Below are 16408 nucleotides of genomic sequence, written 5' to 3'. Positions count from 1 at the left end.
GTCAGATCCCGCCCACGAAGCGCCCGGGGTTGCAGATCCCCAGGGGGTCGAATTCCGTCTTGAGCCGCTTCATCATGTCCAGGCCGCCCACGGGCGCGCCCCAGGCGTCGAACCGGGCCTTCAGGGCCCGGGGGGCGGCTTCGAGCACCAGGTTGCCCTCCGCGGCCTCGGCCTCCCGGCGCAGTCCCTCCAGGGCCATGGGCGCCTCGCCGGGGTGGGGCTCGGAGCCCGGCACCAGCAGGGCGCGGATGACGCCGGTGGCCGCGTGAGCCGTGATCACCGCCTTCAGTCCGGCCAGGAGGGCCATCCGCTCCGTCGCCGCCACCAGGGGCGCGGTGGCGGAAAGGGGCACGGAGATCCGGCAGAGGATGGGTTCGAACGCGCCCTCGAGGAGGTCGCGGATGCCCTCCCAGGCCTGGACGGCGGCGGCCTCCCGCAGCACGTCGGCGGTGGCGCCGGCCTCCTGGAAGAAGGCGGTGAAGTCCCGCACCTGGCGTTCCACGGTTTCGGGGCTGCCCGCGAGGGAGACCGCCAGGGCGCAGGTGCCCGGGGGGCCCCCCAGGCGCTGGACGGCCTCGGCGTTGAGGAATTCCAGGGCCTCGGGCAGGAGGAAGGAGGCCAGGGTCCGCCCCACCGCCGCCCAGGCCCCGGCGGTGTCGGGGAACCTGCCGATGACCGCCGCGCGGCACGCGGGCATGGGCAGGAGCTTGAAGGTCACTTCGGTGATGATCCCCAGGCAGCCCAGGCTGCGGATGAAGAGCTTGTTCATGTCGTAGCCCGAGACGTTCTTGATGACGCGGCCGCCGCAGTGGATGCGCTCGCCGTCGGGGAGCACTACGCGCATGCCCAGCACCCAGTCCCGAACCGTGCCGTGCTGGAGCCGGCCGGGGCCGCTCTGGTTGGCCGCGACCAGGCCTCCCAGCGTGACGCGGCGGAGGCCCGGCGGGTCCAGCGGCAGGACCGCGCGATCCCTGGCCACCAGCTCCTGGAGGGTCTCCAGGCGCATGCCGGCCTCGGCGCTGATGCAGAGGTTGGCGGGGTCCCATTCCACCACGCGGTCCAGGCGGTCCAGGTGCACCAGGACGTCGGCCCGGGCCGGGGGATTGCCCAGGCCCATGGACGTGCCTCCCCCGATGGGGATCATGGCGGCTCCGGCCACCGCGCAGGCGCGGACCACGGCCGCGACCTGGTCCTGGGTGCCCGGGCGCACGGCGAGCGCGGGCCGCAGGCCGTCAACGGGTTCGCCGGGGCCGAACACGAGGCCCGGGCCGACGATGGCTTCCAGCCGGGAGCGCAGTTCAGCGTTCACAGGCCACCTCCTTGGCGGGGAAGATCTTCCCGGGGTTGGCCCGGTTGTCGGGGTCGAAGGTCGCCTTGACCCGCCGCTGGGCCTGGATATCGGCTTCGCTCATGACCATGCGCATGGCCTCGAGCTTCTCGAGGCCCACGCCGTGCTCGCCGCTGATGGTGCCGCCCAGTTCCGCGCAGAGGGAGAGGATCTCCATGCCGGCATTCAGGACCCGGGCCTTCATCTCCGCGTCCCTCCAGTCGAAGAGGATGAGGGGGTGGAGGTTGCCGTCCCCGGCGTGGAAGACGTTGGGGATGCGCAGGTCGTACTTGGCGGCCACCTGGGAGACCTTCTTCAGTACCTGGGGCAGGGCGGTGCGGGGCACCGTGCCGTCGCACACCAGGAAACTGGGCGCCAGGCGCGCCACGGCGCCGAAGGCTCCCCGGCGCCCGGCCCAGAGCAGGGCCCGCTCGGCGTCGTCCTTGGCCACCCGGACTTCCCGGGCGCCGTGGGCCTTGCACAGGTCGCCGATGGCCGCGGCCTGCGACTCCAGGTCGTCCTTGAGGCCGTCCACCTCGATGAGCAGGAGGGTCGCGCAATCCATGGGCAGGCCGCAGTGCAGGGAGGCCTCCACCGCGTGGATGACGAGCTGGTCCATCATCTCCAGGGTGGCCGGGACCATGCCCGCGGCCACGATGGCCGACACCGTCTCGCTGCCGGCCTCGAGGCTGTCGTAGATGGCCAGGAGCGTCTTGACCGACTCGGTCTGGCGCACGACCTTCACGAGCACCTCGGTGCAGATGCCCAGGGTCCCCTCGCTGCCCACGAACAGCCCGGTCAGGTCGAAGCCCGGGACGTCCGCGGCCTTGCCGCCCAGGGTCTCCACGCTGCCGTCGGGGAGCACCACCGTGAGGCCCAGCACGTGGTTGGAAGTGACGCCGTACTTGAAGCAGTGGGGGCCGCCGGCGTTCTCGGCCACGTTGCCGCCCAGGGTCGCGGCCTTCTGGCTCGCGGGGTCGGGGATGAACTGGTAGCCCAGGGGCGCCAGGGCATTGCCCAGTTCCAGGTTGAACATGCCCGGCTGGACCCGGGCCCGCAGGTTGGGGATGTCGATTTCCAGGAGCCGGTTCATGCGGATCATCTCGATGACCGCTCCGCCCCCGAAGGGAATGGTGCCGCCGGTGAGGTTGGTGCCGCCTCCCCGGGGCACGAAGGGCTTGCGGTGGCGGTTGCAGCACTGGACCACCCGGGCCACCTCCTCGGTGGAACGCACGAACACCACCGCCTCGGGGCGATGCTCCTCGAGGTAGCCGTCGTACTGGTAGAGCTGGAGGTCCACGCCGGACGCCAGCACATTGGAGCCGCCGACGATCTCCTTGAGATCCCGGATGAAGGCTTGCTCGCTCATGGCTCACACTCCCTGGTTGGTGCCGCAGGCAGGGGACTGGCTGCGGAATGCCATTGCACGCTCTGGGTTCTGGATTGGGGCTGCCCGATTCTAGCCAGAGCGCGGGGAATGTCTAACGTTATCGCGGGGATTCTTTGTCGAAGGGTCGATCAGAAGGTGGTTCCCAGGCTCCAGGTGACGCTGGTGGCGCTCCGGAACGTCCGGCCGTCCCGGTCGGTCATATCCCTGTCCAGGCTGTCCCGGCGGAGCTCGAGGCGGGTGAAGGTGGCGTGCCACCTGCGCTCCGCCCCCAGGGAGCCGGAGCGGGCGGTGAGGTCGGGCGCCGGACCCTGGACAAGGGCCCTGGCCACCGTGGCCTCGCCCCCCAGGCGGATGCCCATGTCGTCGCGAAGGGTCTCCAGGCGCCCGTAGGCACTCCAGCGCGGGTTGAACGCGTACTTCACGATGGACCCGAACCCCGTCCAGGTGGCTTTCTGGCCCGTAGGCAGGGCCTCGCGGCCGTGCTCGGCCTCCCACTGGAGGGTGGTGGCGCCCCACACCCATTGGCCGGCGAAGGAGATCCGTGTGCGCTTGCGGCCTTCGGCGCCGGCGGCGGCCGCGGCGCCGATGCCGTCCTGCTCGGCCCCGGAAAAGGCCATCAGGGTGGCGAACCGGTCGGAGGCGCCGCCGTGGTTGTAGGTGAGGCCGATGCCGGCGGTCTTGCCGTGGTTGTTGTCCTGCAGGCGGTCCTCGCCGTTGAATACCCAGATGTCCGAGCTCCAGGAGGCGCTGAAGGCGTGGTGCCAGTTCAGCCCCAGCTGGGCGGCGGGGATGGCGTAGGTGAAGAGGAGGCCCCGGGTGGCGGGCGTGTCCTGGGTGGCGTCCAGGACCTCCATGCCCATGGCCGTGTACATCCGCCCGAACTTGAGGGTCTCGTTCCCGCCGGTCCAGGTGACCATGGCCTCGGGCCAGGCCAGGGACCCGGTCTCGGCGGGGGTGGTGCCCGAGACGACGGTGATGGCGTTCAGGAACTTCGCGGCCTGGCCGCCCAGGACCGTGAACCTGAGCCCGAAGCCCTCGGGGAGGGCCACGTCCGCGCCCACCAGCAGGCCGTCCAGGGCCAGCTGGCCCTCGCCCGCGTCGGCGGTGCGCAGGAAGAGGGTCCCGTCCGGGGTCTGCCGGTCGGAGGCGGCGCCGGAGGCCCAGACGGCGCCCCGCCACTTGACGGCGGGGCCCGCGGCGGCGGGAGGGGTCTGGGCGGTGAGGCCGAGGGAGGCGATGAGGGTGAGGGCGATGCGGGTGCGCATGGCGGCTCCTGGTGGGGGGGAAGCGGCAAGGGTGGTCGAAGGGCGGGGGGTGCGTCCATGCCGCCACCTCCCGCCCCGGATTCTAGCCAGGGTCCCTGGGGGCCCCGGAGTTAAGGTTTCGTCAAGGCTTGGAGGTTGTCCACGTATTCCTCGTCGCGAGGCCGATTAATACATGGACAGCCTCCTAGAGCGAGTCGGTGTAGGCCATTTCGCCATGGAGACCCATGTCCAGGCCCGTCTCCTCGACGCCGTCCTCGACCTTCACGCGGGTGATGCGGTCGATGATCCAGAGCATGCCATAGGTGAACACGAAGGCCCAGGCGCTGGAGATGGCCACGGCCGCCAGCTGCTTGTAGAAGAAGCCCGTGCCGCCGCCCGTGAACAGGCCGTTGGTGACGATGGCGGGATTCCAGGACTTGTTGGCGAACATGCCCAGGAAGATGATGCCGATGAACCCGCCCACGCCGTGCACGCCCCAGACGTCGAGCGCGTCGTCCCAGCCCAGGCGGTTCTTGAGGGCCACGGCGTAGTAGCAGATCACGCCGGAGAGGATGCCGATGAGCGCAGCGGTGGCCGGCGAGACGTAGCCCGCGGCGGGGGTGATGGTGGCCAGGCCCGCGACGGCGCCCGTGAGAAGGCCCAGGAACTTGGGCTGCTTGGCGTTCATCCATTCGACCACGAGCCAGGTGACGGCGGCGAAGGACGCGGCCACGTCGGTGTTGATGAAGGCGGAGGTGGTGACGGAGTCCACCTGGAATTCGCTGCCGGCGTTGAAGCCGTACCAGCCGAACCACAGGAGCCCGGTGCCCAGGGCCACGAGGGGAATGCTGTGGGGGATGCTGTCGACGACCTTGCGCCGGCCCACGTAGAGGACGGAGGCCAGGGCCGCGATGCCCGCGGTGTTGTGCACGACGATGCCGCCGGCGTAGTCCAGGACGCCCCACTGGGCCAGGATGCCGTCGGGATGCCAGACCATGTGGCAGAAGGGGAAGTACACGAAAATCAGCCAGGCCGTGAGGAACCACATGTAGGCCTTGAAGGTCACGCGGTTGGCGAAGGCGCCGGTGATGAGCGCGGGGGTGATGATGGCGAACATCATCTGGTAGGCCACGTGGACGAAGGTGGGAATGCCCAGGGCCGCGTTGCCCTGGTAGAGGCTGTGGAGGGTGATGCCCTTCAGGAAGGCGTGGGTGAAGGGGTTGCCGATGATGCCGTGCACGGTGGGGCCGAAGCACATGGAGTAGCCGAAGGTGAACCACAGCACGGTGGTCCAGCCCATGGACACGAAGCTCTGGATCATGATGCCGAGCACGTTCTTGCGGCCGCAGAGGCCGCCGTAGAAGAACGCCAGGCCCGGCGTCATGAGCATGACGAGGCTGGCGCAAAGGATCATGAATCCTGTGTTGCCAGTGTTGATTTGAGGTAGCACGTGACCTCCTGGGGAGCGGGGATGGGAGAAGGGGTTGGCCCGGGCACGGCCCCGCCCGGGGGCGCGCCACGCGCGCTCCCGAAGGGCAGGGGCCGTCCCTGCGGTTGAAATGAGGACATAAAGACGGTGATATGAAGACCGCCTTCTCGGGTATAAAGATTGCGTAAAAAAGTGCCTCCGGGGCTTACGGATGCCCCGTGGGTGTGAGGAAAATCACAGGGTTCCCGTTCATTCCATCCCCGCACCGGCACCCGGCTTCCATAAGTGGAAATTTATACCCCGGGCCCTTCCTTCGGTGCCCAGGCCCGGTGCGGGGCGGCCGGGCCCCTGTGACATCATGGGCTGACCCGCCGCCCAGGAGAGACCTCCCTTGACCATGGATTCCAGCCCCGCCCCCGGCCCCATCGTGGTGGCCCTGGGCTCGGACGCGCGCAGCCTCCGGCTGGTGCACGCCGGGTTCCGCCTGGCGCGGGAGCAGGGCCGGCCCTGGGTGGTGGCCCACGTGGACGTGCCGGGGTGGGAAACCCCCGAGGAGGCGGACCTGGCCCGGGTCTGGCTGCAGGAGGCCCAGGAGCTGGGCGCCGAGGCGCTCTGGCTGAAAGGGTCCACGGTGGTGGCGGGCCTGCTCGCGCTGGCGCGCAAGCGCGGGCCGTCCCTCATCGTCATGGGGGTGACCCGGGCCCGGGGACCCTGGGACCGGCTTGAGAGCTCGCGGGCCAAGGAGATGCTCGGACGCCACCTGGACGTGCGCATCCTGCCGATCCCGCTGGATTCCGCGCCGCCGGTGGCCTTCGCCTGGAGGAACCTGGGGGACCTGGCGGGCATCGCCGCGGCGGTGGCGGTGATCCTTGCGATGGCCGGGCTCTTCGCCGCCGCGCTGGCGCAGGTGCTGGGCTTCGCCGCCCTGCCGGCGGTCTTCGCCCTGGCGCTGGCCTTCGTCCTGCACCGCTGGGGCCGGCCCGTGGCGGCGGTGGCCACCCTGGCCTCCTTCATCCTGCACATCCTCCTCCTCAACCGGCTTTCCGGAGCGGATCCGGCCTCGGCCTGGCCCCGTTTCGTGGCCTTCGCCGCCGTGGTGCTGGGCGCCCAGGGGCTGGTGGACCTGGTGGGCCAGCTGCGGCAGGAGACCCGCCTGGGCCGGCGCCGGGAGGCGGAGACGGTGCTGCTCATGCTCCTGGGGCGGGGCCTGGCCCGGTGCGCCACCGCCCGCGAGGTGGCCGAGGCCCTGGTGCGGCGCCTGGGAAGCGCCTTCCAGGCGGAGGCGTGGGTGCTGCTGCCGGCGGAGGGGGATGAGTGGATCCGGCTGCCGGAGGGCGACGGCGCCCCGCCCTGTGCGCCCCCCTCAGAGCTCCTTCCGGAATCCGGCGCGGGCGCCACGCGCGAGGATCCCCTGGAGCCCTACTTCCAGGCGCCCTGCTCGTACGTGCCCCTCGCGGGCACGGGCGGCACGGAGGGCCTCCTCCAGATCCGCCCCGCCTCCAGGGGCCGCGTGCCCCAGGAGCGCTGGGGTCTTCTCCAGGCGTTCGCCGTGCAGGGCTCCCTGGCGCTGGAGCGCATCCGGGCCATGGAGACCGCCCATCGCATCCGGGTGGAGAACGAGACCGAGCGCATGCGCAGCACCCTCCTGGGGGCGGTCTCCCACGACCTGAGAACGCCACTTGCGGCCATCCAGGGCGCGGCCACGAGCCTGCTGCTGCCCGAAGGAGCCCTGCCCGAGGCCTCCCGCCGCGACCTGCTCGTGATGATCCGGGAGGAGAGCGAGCGGCTCACGCGCCTCCTGGGGAACGTGCTGGACCTCACGCGGCTGGAGAGCGGGATCATCCGGGTGCGCAAGGAGTGGCAGCCCCTGGACGAGGTGGTGGGCTCGACCCTCGTGCGCCTGGAGCGCCAGGGGCCGGTGCCCGTGCGGGTCCTCATGCCCGATGACCTCCCTCCGGTGCCGCTGGACGGGGGCCTGATGGAGCAGGTGCTCGAGAACCTCCTCGTCAACGCGCGGCTCCACGCCGGGGACGGCGAGGTGCTGCTGGAGGCCTGGGCGGGGCCGGATTCCATGGAGCTGGCGGTGTCGGATCGGGGTCCCGGCGTCCGGGCCGGATTCCACGCGAAGGTCTTCGAGAAGTTCTTCCGCATGCCCGGCCAGCTCCGGGACGGCGGCGCGGGCCTGGGCCTGGCCATCTGCGAGGCCATCGTGAAGGCCCACGGAGGAAGCATCTGGGTGGAGGACCGCGAGGGCGGCGGGGCCCGTTTCCGCATCAGCCTTCCCCAGGACGCCCCTCCCCCCCTCCTGTCCGAACCCGAACCCGTGCCGCCGGAGCCCGTCCCGTGACGAATCCCCTGATCCTGATCATCGAGGACGAGGCGCCCCTGCGGCGCTTCCTGGTGCCGACCCTCTCCACCCAGGGCTACCAGGTGGACGTGGCCTCCACCGGGGCGGAAGGCCTCGCCCTGGCCCGCAGCTACAACCCGGACATCATCCTGCTGGACCTGGGGCTGCCCGACCGGGACGGCCTGGAGGTGCTCCGGGACCTGCGCGACTGGAGCCGGAAGCCGATCCTCGTCATCTCGGCGCGCCACCAGGAGAAGGACAAGGTCGGCGCCCTGGACCTGGGCGCGGACGACTACCTCACCAAGCCCTTCGGCGCAGCCGAGCTGTTGGCGCGCATCCGCGTGGCTCTGCGCCACGCGGTCCGGCCCGGGCGGGAGACGCCGGTCCTGACCTTCGGCTCCCTTTGCCTGGACCTGGAGAAGCGAGAGGTGGCCATGGACGGGGCGCCCGTCAAGCTCACACCCCTTGAATACCGGCTCCTGGAAGCCCTGGCGCGCAGGGCCGGGAAGGTGGTGACCCACGCCCAGCTCCTCAATGATGTGTGGGGCCCCACGGGCGAGGGCCAGACGCACTACCTGCGAATCTACATGGGAACCCTCCGCCGCAAGATCGAACCCGACCCGACGCGGCCGCGCTACCTGCTCACGGAGCCCAGTGTCGGCTACCGGCTGAACGTGGATTGAGGTCCCGGCGCAAACGGAATGGCATTTTCATGATTCCCGGGTCGCACCCGGTGGGGCGGGGTGGAGAAAGCCGTGACCAACGGGTCGAGGCGGCCCCGGGGGGCGGTCATGGGAATGAATGGTGACCGGAGGCTGCAAACCCGGTGTCCGGTCGTGATCCCCGGTGGGGCCCGGGGACGGCGAAATTCGGGTCATTAATGAAATAACTTATTAAATCAGTATGATAATTGGCTAAAGGTATTCATTTTGAATGTTAACCATCAGAAAGATGTTGAGTTTTTTAGGGCCCGGGCCGATAAAGGAGGGGCTGCATGGGGCGGGGCGCCATGGGTAATGTTTCATACATACTGTCGCCGGGTGCGCTTTACACGCTCCTGGGGGGGTGTGGCCTCGCCTTCCTGGCGCTCATCCCGGCCCTTCCGGGGAAGGGCCCCTACTTTGTGCATTCGGCGCTGGTGCTGTCCTTCAACATCGCCACCATCGCCCTGGCGCTGGCCAAGGCCCGGGATCTCCCGGAGGAGCGCACCGGATGGCGGCTCTTCGCGGCGGGGGTGGGGGTCTCCTGGCTGGGCAACGCCCTGTGGCTGGGTCTGCCCCTGGCCCCCGGGGCCGACGCGGCCATGAGGGCCGTGGCGTTCGTGGCCACGCCCCTTTCGTCCGCCATCCTGGGCCTGGCGGTGTGGAGCTGGCCCTGGCGGGGACGCCACGGCCACCCGGAACTCCACGTCCTGGGCAGCCTCGTGTTCTGCCTGTCGTTCCTTCTGCTGCCCTGGATCGGGGGCGCCTGGGGTCCCGCCGCGGGGGGCGGTTCCCCGCTCCGCACGTTCGTGATCACGCTCTCTTCCCGGCTGGTGCTGGCGGGAGGCATCGCGTCCTTCCTGGTGGCCGGGGATCCCCGGCGCCTGAGGGGCCCGCTGGGGTGGCTGCTGCTCAACAGCTGCCTGCTTTTCGTGCAGGGCGCCTTCCTGTCGCATTCCGTCGCGCGCCTTGACGTGGTCGCCAGGTCACCCTGGTTCGCGCTCACGCCCCTCATCACGGGCGCCCTCTTCATGGCCACGTACACGCGGCGGCCCGCGGAGGTCCCCGCCGTGGACGCGGGACAGGAGAGCCGCCTCACCGGCCTGCTGCTGCACGTCCCATTCCTGGCCGTCACCTCCCTCGTCATCGTGACCACCATCAAGGGACAGGCGCCGGGACCGGCGGTGCTGCTGGTCTTCCTGCTCATGACCACGGTGCTGGTGCTGCGCCAGTTCCTCCTGCAGGAGCATCTGGCGGCCTCCCACCGGGAGATGGAGGCGCGGGTGCGCAGCCGCACCCTCGAGCTGGAGCGCATGCAGGATGTGGTGCTGCTCAACGAGCGCCTGAACGCGGTGGTGGTGCTGGGCGCGGGGCTGGTGCACGACCTGAACAAGGGCCTGGGCTCGATCCTGTCGGCGGCGGAGGTGCTGCGGATGGAGCTGGAGCGGCGGATGAAGGTCTCCGGATTCGCCGTGGAGGCCATCATCGAGGCCGTGGAACGCTCGGCGGTTCTCTCCTCGCGGGTGATGGACTTCTCCCGCCAGTTGCAGGAGGAAGGGGAGGTGCGGGACCTGCGCCGCGAGCTGGGGGCCCTGGAAGGCATCCTCAGGCTCCTGGTCCCCGGCGATGTCCACCTGCTCCTGCAGCCCGGGCGCGAGCCCGCGCCGGTGCGCATCCACACCGAGGACCTCAAGCAGATCCTCCTGAACCTGGTGGCCAACGCCCGGGACGCCATGCCCGCGGGCGGGACGATCCGCGTGGCGGTGGGCAAGGAGAGCCTCACCGGCGAGACCTACCTGGACGTGGAGGACACCGGCGTCGGCATTCCCGAGGAGAACCGTGCCAGGATGTTCGAACCCTTCTTCACCACGAAGGACCCCGGCACCGCGACGGGCCTGGGGCTGGCCTCCGTGAAGGCCCTCCTGGAACGGGTCCAGGGGCGGGTGGAGGTGAGCTCGTCCATGGGCGCGGGCACCCGTTTCCGGCTGCTCTTCCCCGCCGCGGCGGCGCACGCCTAGCGCAGCTCGACCTTTCCGATTTCCACGAACGTCTCCAGGGGATCCACCAGGAGCGCGTCCCGCACCCTCGCGTCCAGCAGGTAGGTGTGGTCGTCCGGGGTGCGCACCGGGTCGCCCAGGGGATCGAACACGTGGTTGCCGGCGCCCGCGAAGGTCTCCAGGGGGTGTTCCGAGGCGCTCACGCAGCATCCCACCGTGAACACGCCGTTCTCGATGGCCCGCGCCTGCAGGAGGGCGCTCCACACGTGGTCGCGCCGCCAGGGCCACCACGCGGGGACCACCAGCGCGTCGCACCGGGTGCCCAGACGCAGGGCCCTGGCCTGCTCGGGAAAGCGCAGGTCGTTGCAGTTGAGCAGGCCCAGGGTCCAGTCGCGGAACCGCACCGCCACGTAGCGATCGCCGGGCTCCCAGATGCTGTCCTCGCCGTTGGGGCGGAAGAGGTGGACCTTGTCGTAGCGGGCCCGTTCATCCCCGCCTTCCCAGAAGGTGAGGCGGTTGCGCCGCTCCTCCGTGAGGGATCCGAAGACGAAGCCCGTGCGGGGGTGGTCCCCCGAGATCCGCCGGAACCGCCCGCGGGCAAGGACGGGATCCAGGGTGCGCCGGTAGCCGTGGAGGAATCCCTCGGGAAACACCACCAGGTCGGCGCCGCCGGCGGCGGCGCGGTCCGCCTCCTCCTCCATGCGGACGAGGTTGGATTCCACGTCCATGCACACGAACCGGGACAGGTGGATCCTCATCGTCGCTCCCCGCATTGACAGGCCCGGAAGGCCGCCACCATCATGATACGTGAGGTGATCCTTGAATCGCGCGGCACGGTACCTTCTTCCCGGCCTCGTGGCCGGCGTGCTGGGCGCGCAGGTCCACGGGGTCCGCACCGCCGATCTCGACCCCTCGACGCCGCCGTGCGCGGATTTCTACCGGTACGCCAACGGCGGCCGGATCCGGGCGGAGGCCGCGCCTGCGGACCGTCTTGCCGGGGGCGCCCTGGGCGAGGTGGCCGAGCGCGCCGGTTCGGTGCTGCGCGAGGTGCTGGAGGACGCCGCGGCGTCCCGGGCCCCCGAGGGCACCGTCCCGCGGCAGCTGGGCGACTTCTTCGCGTCGGGCATGGACACCGCCGCCATCGCCCGCGCGGGGCTGGCGCCCCTGCGGGAGGGCCTTGCCCGCATCGATGGCGTGCGGGACCTTTCCGGGGTGGGGCGGGAGGTGGCGCGGCTCCACCTCGCGGGGGCCGGGGCCGCCTTCCTCCTCACGGTGGGTCCGGACGGGGCGCACCCCCCGGCGCACCTGGCGCACCTGGCCCCGGGCGGCCTGGGGATGGCCAGCCGCGACGCGTACCTGGGCGAGGGGAACCGCGGAGCGCGGGCCGCCTACCTGGACTACCTGGCGCGCCTGTTCACCCTCGCGGGCGAGACGCCCGCCCTGGCGCGGGCCCATGCCGCCATCGCGTTCGACCTGGAGCGGGGTCTGGCCGGGGTTTCCCGGCCCCCCGCCGCGTCGGGCCTCCGCATCTCCCGGGAGGACCTCCTCCGCCTGGCGCCCGGTTTCCCCTGGCAGGCCTATTTCGAGGCCGCGGGGCTGGACGCCTGCAAGGCGTTCGGGGTGTGCGACCCGGGATTTCTCGCGGGCCTTGGGGCCCTGGCGGCCGCCACGCCCGCCCCGCAGTGGCGCATCTACCTCAAGGCGCGCCTGCTGGACGCCAGCGCCCCGTACCTGGGCGAGGCCTTCGAGGAGGCCTCTTGGCGCTTCCACGGCGCCGGGAGGCCTGCCATCCCGCGGTGGCGGCGGGTGCTGGCGGCCACGGACGCCGCCCTGGGCTCGGCCCTGGGGCAGATGTACGTGGCCCGGACCTTCGCGCCCCGATCCCGGTCCCGGGCCCAGGCCCTGGCGGCCGGGGTGCGCGATGCGCTCCGGATGGGGATCCAGGGGCGGGCCGACCTGGACCCTCGCGTGCGCGATGCGGCCCTGGCGAGGCTGGACGCGCTGACGATGAAGGTGGGCTACCCCGACGCGTTCCCCGACGATCCCGCCCTGCGGGTGAACCGCGCCGACTACCTCGGCAACGTCCAGCGCGCCGCGGCTTCGGCCTTCCGCGCCCGGGCGGCCCTCCTGGGACGCCCGGTGGACCCCTCCCGCTGGCCGGTCTCCCCCGCCGCCGTGACGCTCCGGTACGAGGCGGGCCCCAACGAGCTGGTGGTGCCCGCGGGCATCCTGCAGCCGCCCCTATTTGACGCCCGGGCCGATGACGCGGCGAACCTCAAGGGCATCGGGGTCCTCATGGCCCGGGAACTCACCCGGGACGGGGCCTTCCCCGGCCCGGGCGGCCTGGAGGGCGACTTCACGGCGCCCCCCGGTCAACGCCAGGCCAGGCCCATGGCCCCCACGGCCACCAGGCAGGCCCCGACCCACTGACGGCCGGTGGGGCGCTCCCCCAGGGCCTTGGCGAAGAGCACCGCGAAAACCACCGAGGTGTTGCGAAGGGTGGCCACGAAACCCACGCCGCCCAGGGCCAGGGCCTGGAGGTAGAGCAGGAAGCTGGCGGTGCACAGGAGGCCGGCCCCCAGAACCAGGGCCCGCTGGGAGGAGAAGGCCCCCGGGCGCGGGAGTCCCCGCGCCAGCACCAGGATGGGAAGGCTGACGGCCATGGAGGTGGCATAGAGCGGCAGGGCCTGCGCACCCCCGGCGAGGCTGAGCTTGTAGCACAGGGTGTAGCCCGCGATGGCCGCCCCCACCGCGGCGGCCCAGGCGAGGCCGCGCCTGTCCGCGCCCCGGCCGGGGACGAGGCCCATGAACGCGAGGCCCAGTCCCACGGCGCCCACCGCCACGGCGGACGTGAGGCGCAGGGATTCCCCCAGGAGGAGGAGCGAGACGGGCCACACCAGCAGGAGGGAACCCCCGCGCATCCAGGTGTAGCTCCACCCCAGCGGCGAGGTCCCCAGGGCCCGGGCGAGGGCGAGGAAGTAGAGCCCCTCGAAGACGCCCGCGCCCAGCCCCCAGGCCAGGGACGCGCCCGTGGGGAAGGCCGGGCCCGGCAGGAGGACCGAGGCGGCCCCGGTAGCCAGGAACGAGATCGCCAGGATGCCCAGGGAGGCGGCTTCGATGTCGGCGGCCCGCTTGAGCAGCGCGTTCCACAGGGCGTGGAGCAGGGCCGACGTCAGGACCAGGACCGCCAACAACATGGGGTCTCCCTAGGGCCGCATCACCAGGGTCAGGGTCCCCACGGAACGGCCCTTCATGGGCCCGTCCAGGGGCCGGTGGAAGCCGGCCTGGATGCGCATGCGCCGAAGGAACTCCTCGCCGGCGGCGCCCAGGGGGTTCTCCAGGGTGAACTCCAGGCCCGCCACCCGGGTGAAGGGGGGCCGCCCCGGGCCCGGGGCCCACAGGGCGGTGCCCTCGAGGTAGGCGCGCAGGGCGCCGCCGGCCTCCCCCCGCCAGCGGAGGAACCGGTCCCCCGTGGCCAGGCGCGAGGGCAGGGCGGCCTGCTCCACCCGGTCGCAATCCAGGCTCGCGGGCAGGAGGCTGGTGGCGGTGCCGCCCAGGTGGAAGGCCTCGCCCCCGGCGCCGCCCTGGACGATCCGGCCCCCGGAGGTCCGCAGGGTCACGGGGACCACGGGGTTCTCCAGGCGCAGGGCCACCTCGGCCCGCAGGAGGTTCCACCGGTTCCCGGAGGTCGTCCCGGGGAACCACTGGAGGTTCGGACGCAGGGCGACGCCCCAGTCGCCCCGGGCCCACAGGGCCTCCATGCCGGCCCGGAGGCCCAGGAGGCTCCGGGTGCGGGCCGGGCCGGAATCCAGGGGCTCCACCCGCTCGGAGGCGGCCACGGGGCTGAACCAGAAGGGCACCTCCCCCCGGTCTTCCCAGGTGAAGGACAGCTCGGCGCCCTGGCGCCGGGTGTCCCCGGCGGCCGGCACGAAGCGCTGGCGGGAGGGGCGGGCCGTGACACTGAAGAGGGTGAACGCCGGCTGCCAGGCCCACGCCGCGCTGCTGAAGCCGGCCATGGCGCCCCGGGGCCCCGCGTCGTCCCCGAAGCCCGCCAGGGCCTGCCAGGAAAGGCGTCCCAGGAGGTCGGCTCCGGAAAGGCCCACCTGCCAGGCGGTGCCCGAGGGGGCGATGGTGGCGCCTGACGCCACCTGGATCCAGGCGTTGGACGCGGCATGGTAGGGGGTCGTGGGGAGCGGGCCCGCCACGCGGGGCAGGGCGGCGGGTTCGGCGGGAGGGGGCAGGACGGTGTCCGTGGTGAGGAACCGGGGTTCGGGCGCTGGCGCGGAACCGAGGGGGGGCAGGGCCAGGTCCAGCCGCCGGATCTCCATGCCCCGGGCGTCCAGGGTGGTGAAGAAGAGGGTCTTCCCGTCCGGGCTGGGGGCGGGGTTCCAGGCGCCGCCCACCGTGCGGGTCATGGCCTGGGCGGCCTGGAAGGCCGGGACGCCGCCTTCCCGGGTGAAGGGCACCTTCACCACCTCCACGCCGCCGTCCACCTCGCAGCCGGCCCACAGGAGGCCCCTGGCCTCGTCCAGGAAGGCCTTGCCCACGGCCTGCCCCGGCAGGGGGACGCGCCGTCCTTCCAGTTCCAGGACCCAGGTGGCGCCGCGGTGCACCGGCTCCAGGGTGCGCCATCGGGCCGGGGGCAGGGTCGCGGGCGCGCGGTCCACGCCCGCCCCGGGGCGCCAAAGGGCGGGACGCGGGCGGAGGGTCCCCTCCGGATCGGCGCGCTTGAGCTGGAACCGCACGGTGGCGTCGTCGACCCACTCCGCCCCGTGGGGGGTGCGGTGGTCCAGGGCGGGCAGGACGGCCGCGGGGGTGCGCGCGGGGCTCTCCGGGGCCACGTCCTTCACGAAGTTGAGGGGATCGGCCTTGGGGAGCTTGGCGGCCTTGGCGGGCTTTGAGGCGGTGTCCGGATCCCGCAGCTTCCAGATTCGCAGGCCGGACTGGCCCCGGGCCGCCAGCGACGCCAGGAGCCGGGTCCCGTCGGGGCTCACCGCCAGGTCGCGCAGGCCGCCTCCGCTGCGCAGGAACAGTTCGCCTTCCCGGAGCCCCTGGGCCTTCAGCCGGAGTTCCCACTCAAGGGCGTCGTGGGCCGCCTCGGCCTGGAAGCGCTGGTATCCGTCCACCGCGGAAAAGCCGAACGTCGCCAGGAACGCCTCGTCGAACGACCGGTTGCGCCGGGAGGCCAAGTGCTTCCACAGGTTCTTCAGGACTTCGGGCTGGGCGGGGCGCTGCCGTTCCAGCCACTCCAGGTAGGCGGAGCCGACCTGGTAGGCCATGTTGCCGCCCAGGAAGCCCTGGGTGCCGTCCAGCGCCCAATAGGATGGGAGCTTTCCCGCCCGCGCCCACTGGCGGATCAGGGTGGCCCGGAGCGCGCTGTGGGGGCGGCCCGTACCGGTGATCCGGCCTTCGGCGAGGGTCGCGAAGCCCTCGGTGATCCAGCGGGGGCACTTCAGGACCAGGGGGCCGATGGGCAGGCCGTAGAGGTTGTCCAGGACGGTCCGCGCCCGGGCGGGGCGCAGGAGGTGGTGGATGTGGGTCATTTCATGGCTTACCAATTCTTCCGTCCAGGTGCCGAAGGCGTTGCCGTGGAGGTCGTCGCTTCGGGGCTCCGTGGCCCACAGGACCACGTAGGGGTAGGGCAGGAGAGGCAGGGCCATGCCGTTGGGCTCGCCCATGGGATCCACCAGGAGCACCTGGACGGGGCGGGGGCTTTCATACCCCACCAGCGCGACGACCTGCGCGTGGATGCCCTCGATGCGCGAGCCCACGTCCTGGGCCCAGTCCGACAGGAACGGCGGGTAGTGGATCCGGTAGTGGGCGGTGGAGAGGGTGCGCCAAGCGGCATGGGGGGCCTGGGTGCCGGCCGCGGTGGCCGGCATCGCGGCCAGGAGGGTCAGGGCGGGGGGAACGAAGGCGCGAAGGCGGGCTGGGTCCATGGGCGGCATCCTTGTCGCCCTCCAGACTACCTGC

The 16408-nt window shown here is 71.9% G+C and carries 11 protein-coding genes; 4 read left to right on the top strand and 7 right to left on the bottom strand.

The genetic code is table 11. From position 1 onward, the window contains the following. Position 1: 1 nt before the first annotated feature. From ACZ5LB_RS12185 to ACZ5LB_RS12170, 4 genes are all read right to left on the bottom strand, one after another. Positions 2–1309 (bottom strand): FAD-binding oxidoreductase, encoded by a 1308-nt coding sequence (locus ACZ5LB_RS12185; RefSeq protein WP_464602494.1) that lies wholly within the window; start codon positions 1307–1309, stop codon positions 2–4. After that, a complete protein-coding gene (locus tag ACZ5LB_RS12180; RefSeq protein WP_464602493.1) occupies positions 1299–2696 on the bottom strand; it encodes an FAD-linked oxidase C-terminal domain-containing protein in 1398 nt (465 codons plus the stop codon). Before ACZ5LB_RS12180 ends, ACZ5LB_RS12185 begins: the two co-directional genes overlap by 11 nt. Positions 2697–2845: 149 nt before the next feature. Continuing rightward, positions 2846–3982 carry an outer membrane beta-barrel protein gene (locus tag ACZ5LB_RS12175; RefSeq protein WP_464602492.1) on the bottom strand — a complete coding sequence of 379 codons (1137 nt, stop codon included), beginning with the start codon at positions 3980–3982 and terminating at the stop codon, positions 2846–2848. Positions 3983–4166: 184 nt separating this feature from the next. Further along, the gene (locus tag ACZ5LB_RS12170; protein ID WP_464602491.1) at positions 4167–5375 is read right to left on the bottom strand and encodes an ammonium transporter; all 1209 of its coding nucleotides are present in this window, start codon (positions 5373–5375) and stop codon (positions 4167–4169) included. 412 nt (positions 5376–5787) lie between these two features. Between ACZ5LB_RS12170 and ACZ5LB_RS12165 the strand changes: the two genes are divergently transcribed. From ACZ5LB_RS12165 to ACZ5LB_RS12155, 3 genes are all read left to right on the top strand, one after another. Beyond that, the gene (locus tag ACZ5LB_RS12165; RefSeq protein WP_464602490.1) at positions 5788–7737 is read left to right on the top strand and encodes an ATP-binding protein; all 1950 of its coding nucleotides are present in this window, start codon (positions 5788–5790) and stop codon (positions 7735–7737) included. Continuing rightward, positions 7734–8420: a response regulator gene (locus ACZ5LB_RS12160; RefSeq protein ID WP_464602489.1), complete on the top strand. Its 687-nt coding sequence runs from the start codon at positions 7734–7736 to the stop codon at positions 8418–8420. The genes ACZ5LB_RS12165 and ACZ5LB_RS12160 overlap by 4 nt, the downstream gene beginning before the upstream one ends. Positions 8421–8731: 311 nt before the next feature. After that, on the top strand, positions 8732–10456 hold the full coding sequence (locus ACZ5LB_RS12155; RefSeq protein WP_464602488.1) for a sensor histidine kinase: 1725 nt from the start codon (positions 8732–8734) through the stop codon (positions 10454–10456). Here ACZ5LB_RS12155 and ACZ5LB_RS12150 read toward each other — a convergent pair. Then, positions 10453–11193, bottom strand: a complete 741-nt coding sequence (locus tag ACZ5LB_RS12150; protein ID WP_464602487.1) for a carbon-nitrogen hydrolase family protein — start codon at positions 11191–11193, stop codon at positions 10453–10455. The genes ACZ5LB_RS12155 and ACZ5LB_RS12150 overlap by 4 nt on opposite strands. A 61-nt stretch (positions 11194–11254) precedes the next feature. Here ACZ5LB_RS12150 and ACZ5LB_RS12145 point away from each other — a divergent pair, with 61 nt between their 5' ends. Next, positions 11255–12865: a M13-type metalloendopeptidase gene (locus ACZ5LB_RS12145; protein ID WP_464602486.1), complete on the top strand. Its 1611-nt coding sequence runs from the start codon at positions 11255–11257 to the stop codon at positions 12863–12865. Here the strand turns inward: ACZ5LB_RS12145 and ACZ5LB_RS12140 are convergent. Both ACZ5LB_RS12140 and ACZ5LB_RS12135 read right to left on the bottom strand, forming a co-directional pair. Next, on the bottom strand, positions 12808–13632 hold the full coding sequence (locus ACZ5LB_RS12140) for an EamA family transporter (RefSeq protein ID WP_464602485.1): 825 nt from the start codon (positions 13630–13632) through the stop codon (positions 12808–12810). The genes ACZ5LB_RS12145 and ACZ5LB_RS12140 overlap by 58 nt on opposite strands. Positions 13633–13641: 9 nt before the next feature. Continuing rightward, positions 13642–16374 carry a hypothetical protein gene (locus ACZ5LB_RS12135; protein ID WP_464602484.1) on the bottom strand — a complete coding sequence of 911 codons (2733 nt, stop codon included), beginning with the start codon at positions 16372–16374 and terminating at the stop codon, positions 13642–13644. Between the last annotated feature and the right edge of the window lie 34 nt (positions 16375–16408).

This window comes from Mesoterricola sp. MK458, assembly GCF_055384935.1.
Note: the sequence above shows the minus strand (reverse complement) of the source record. Positions and strands in the feature narration are given on the sequence as shown.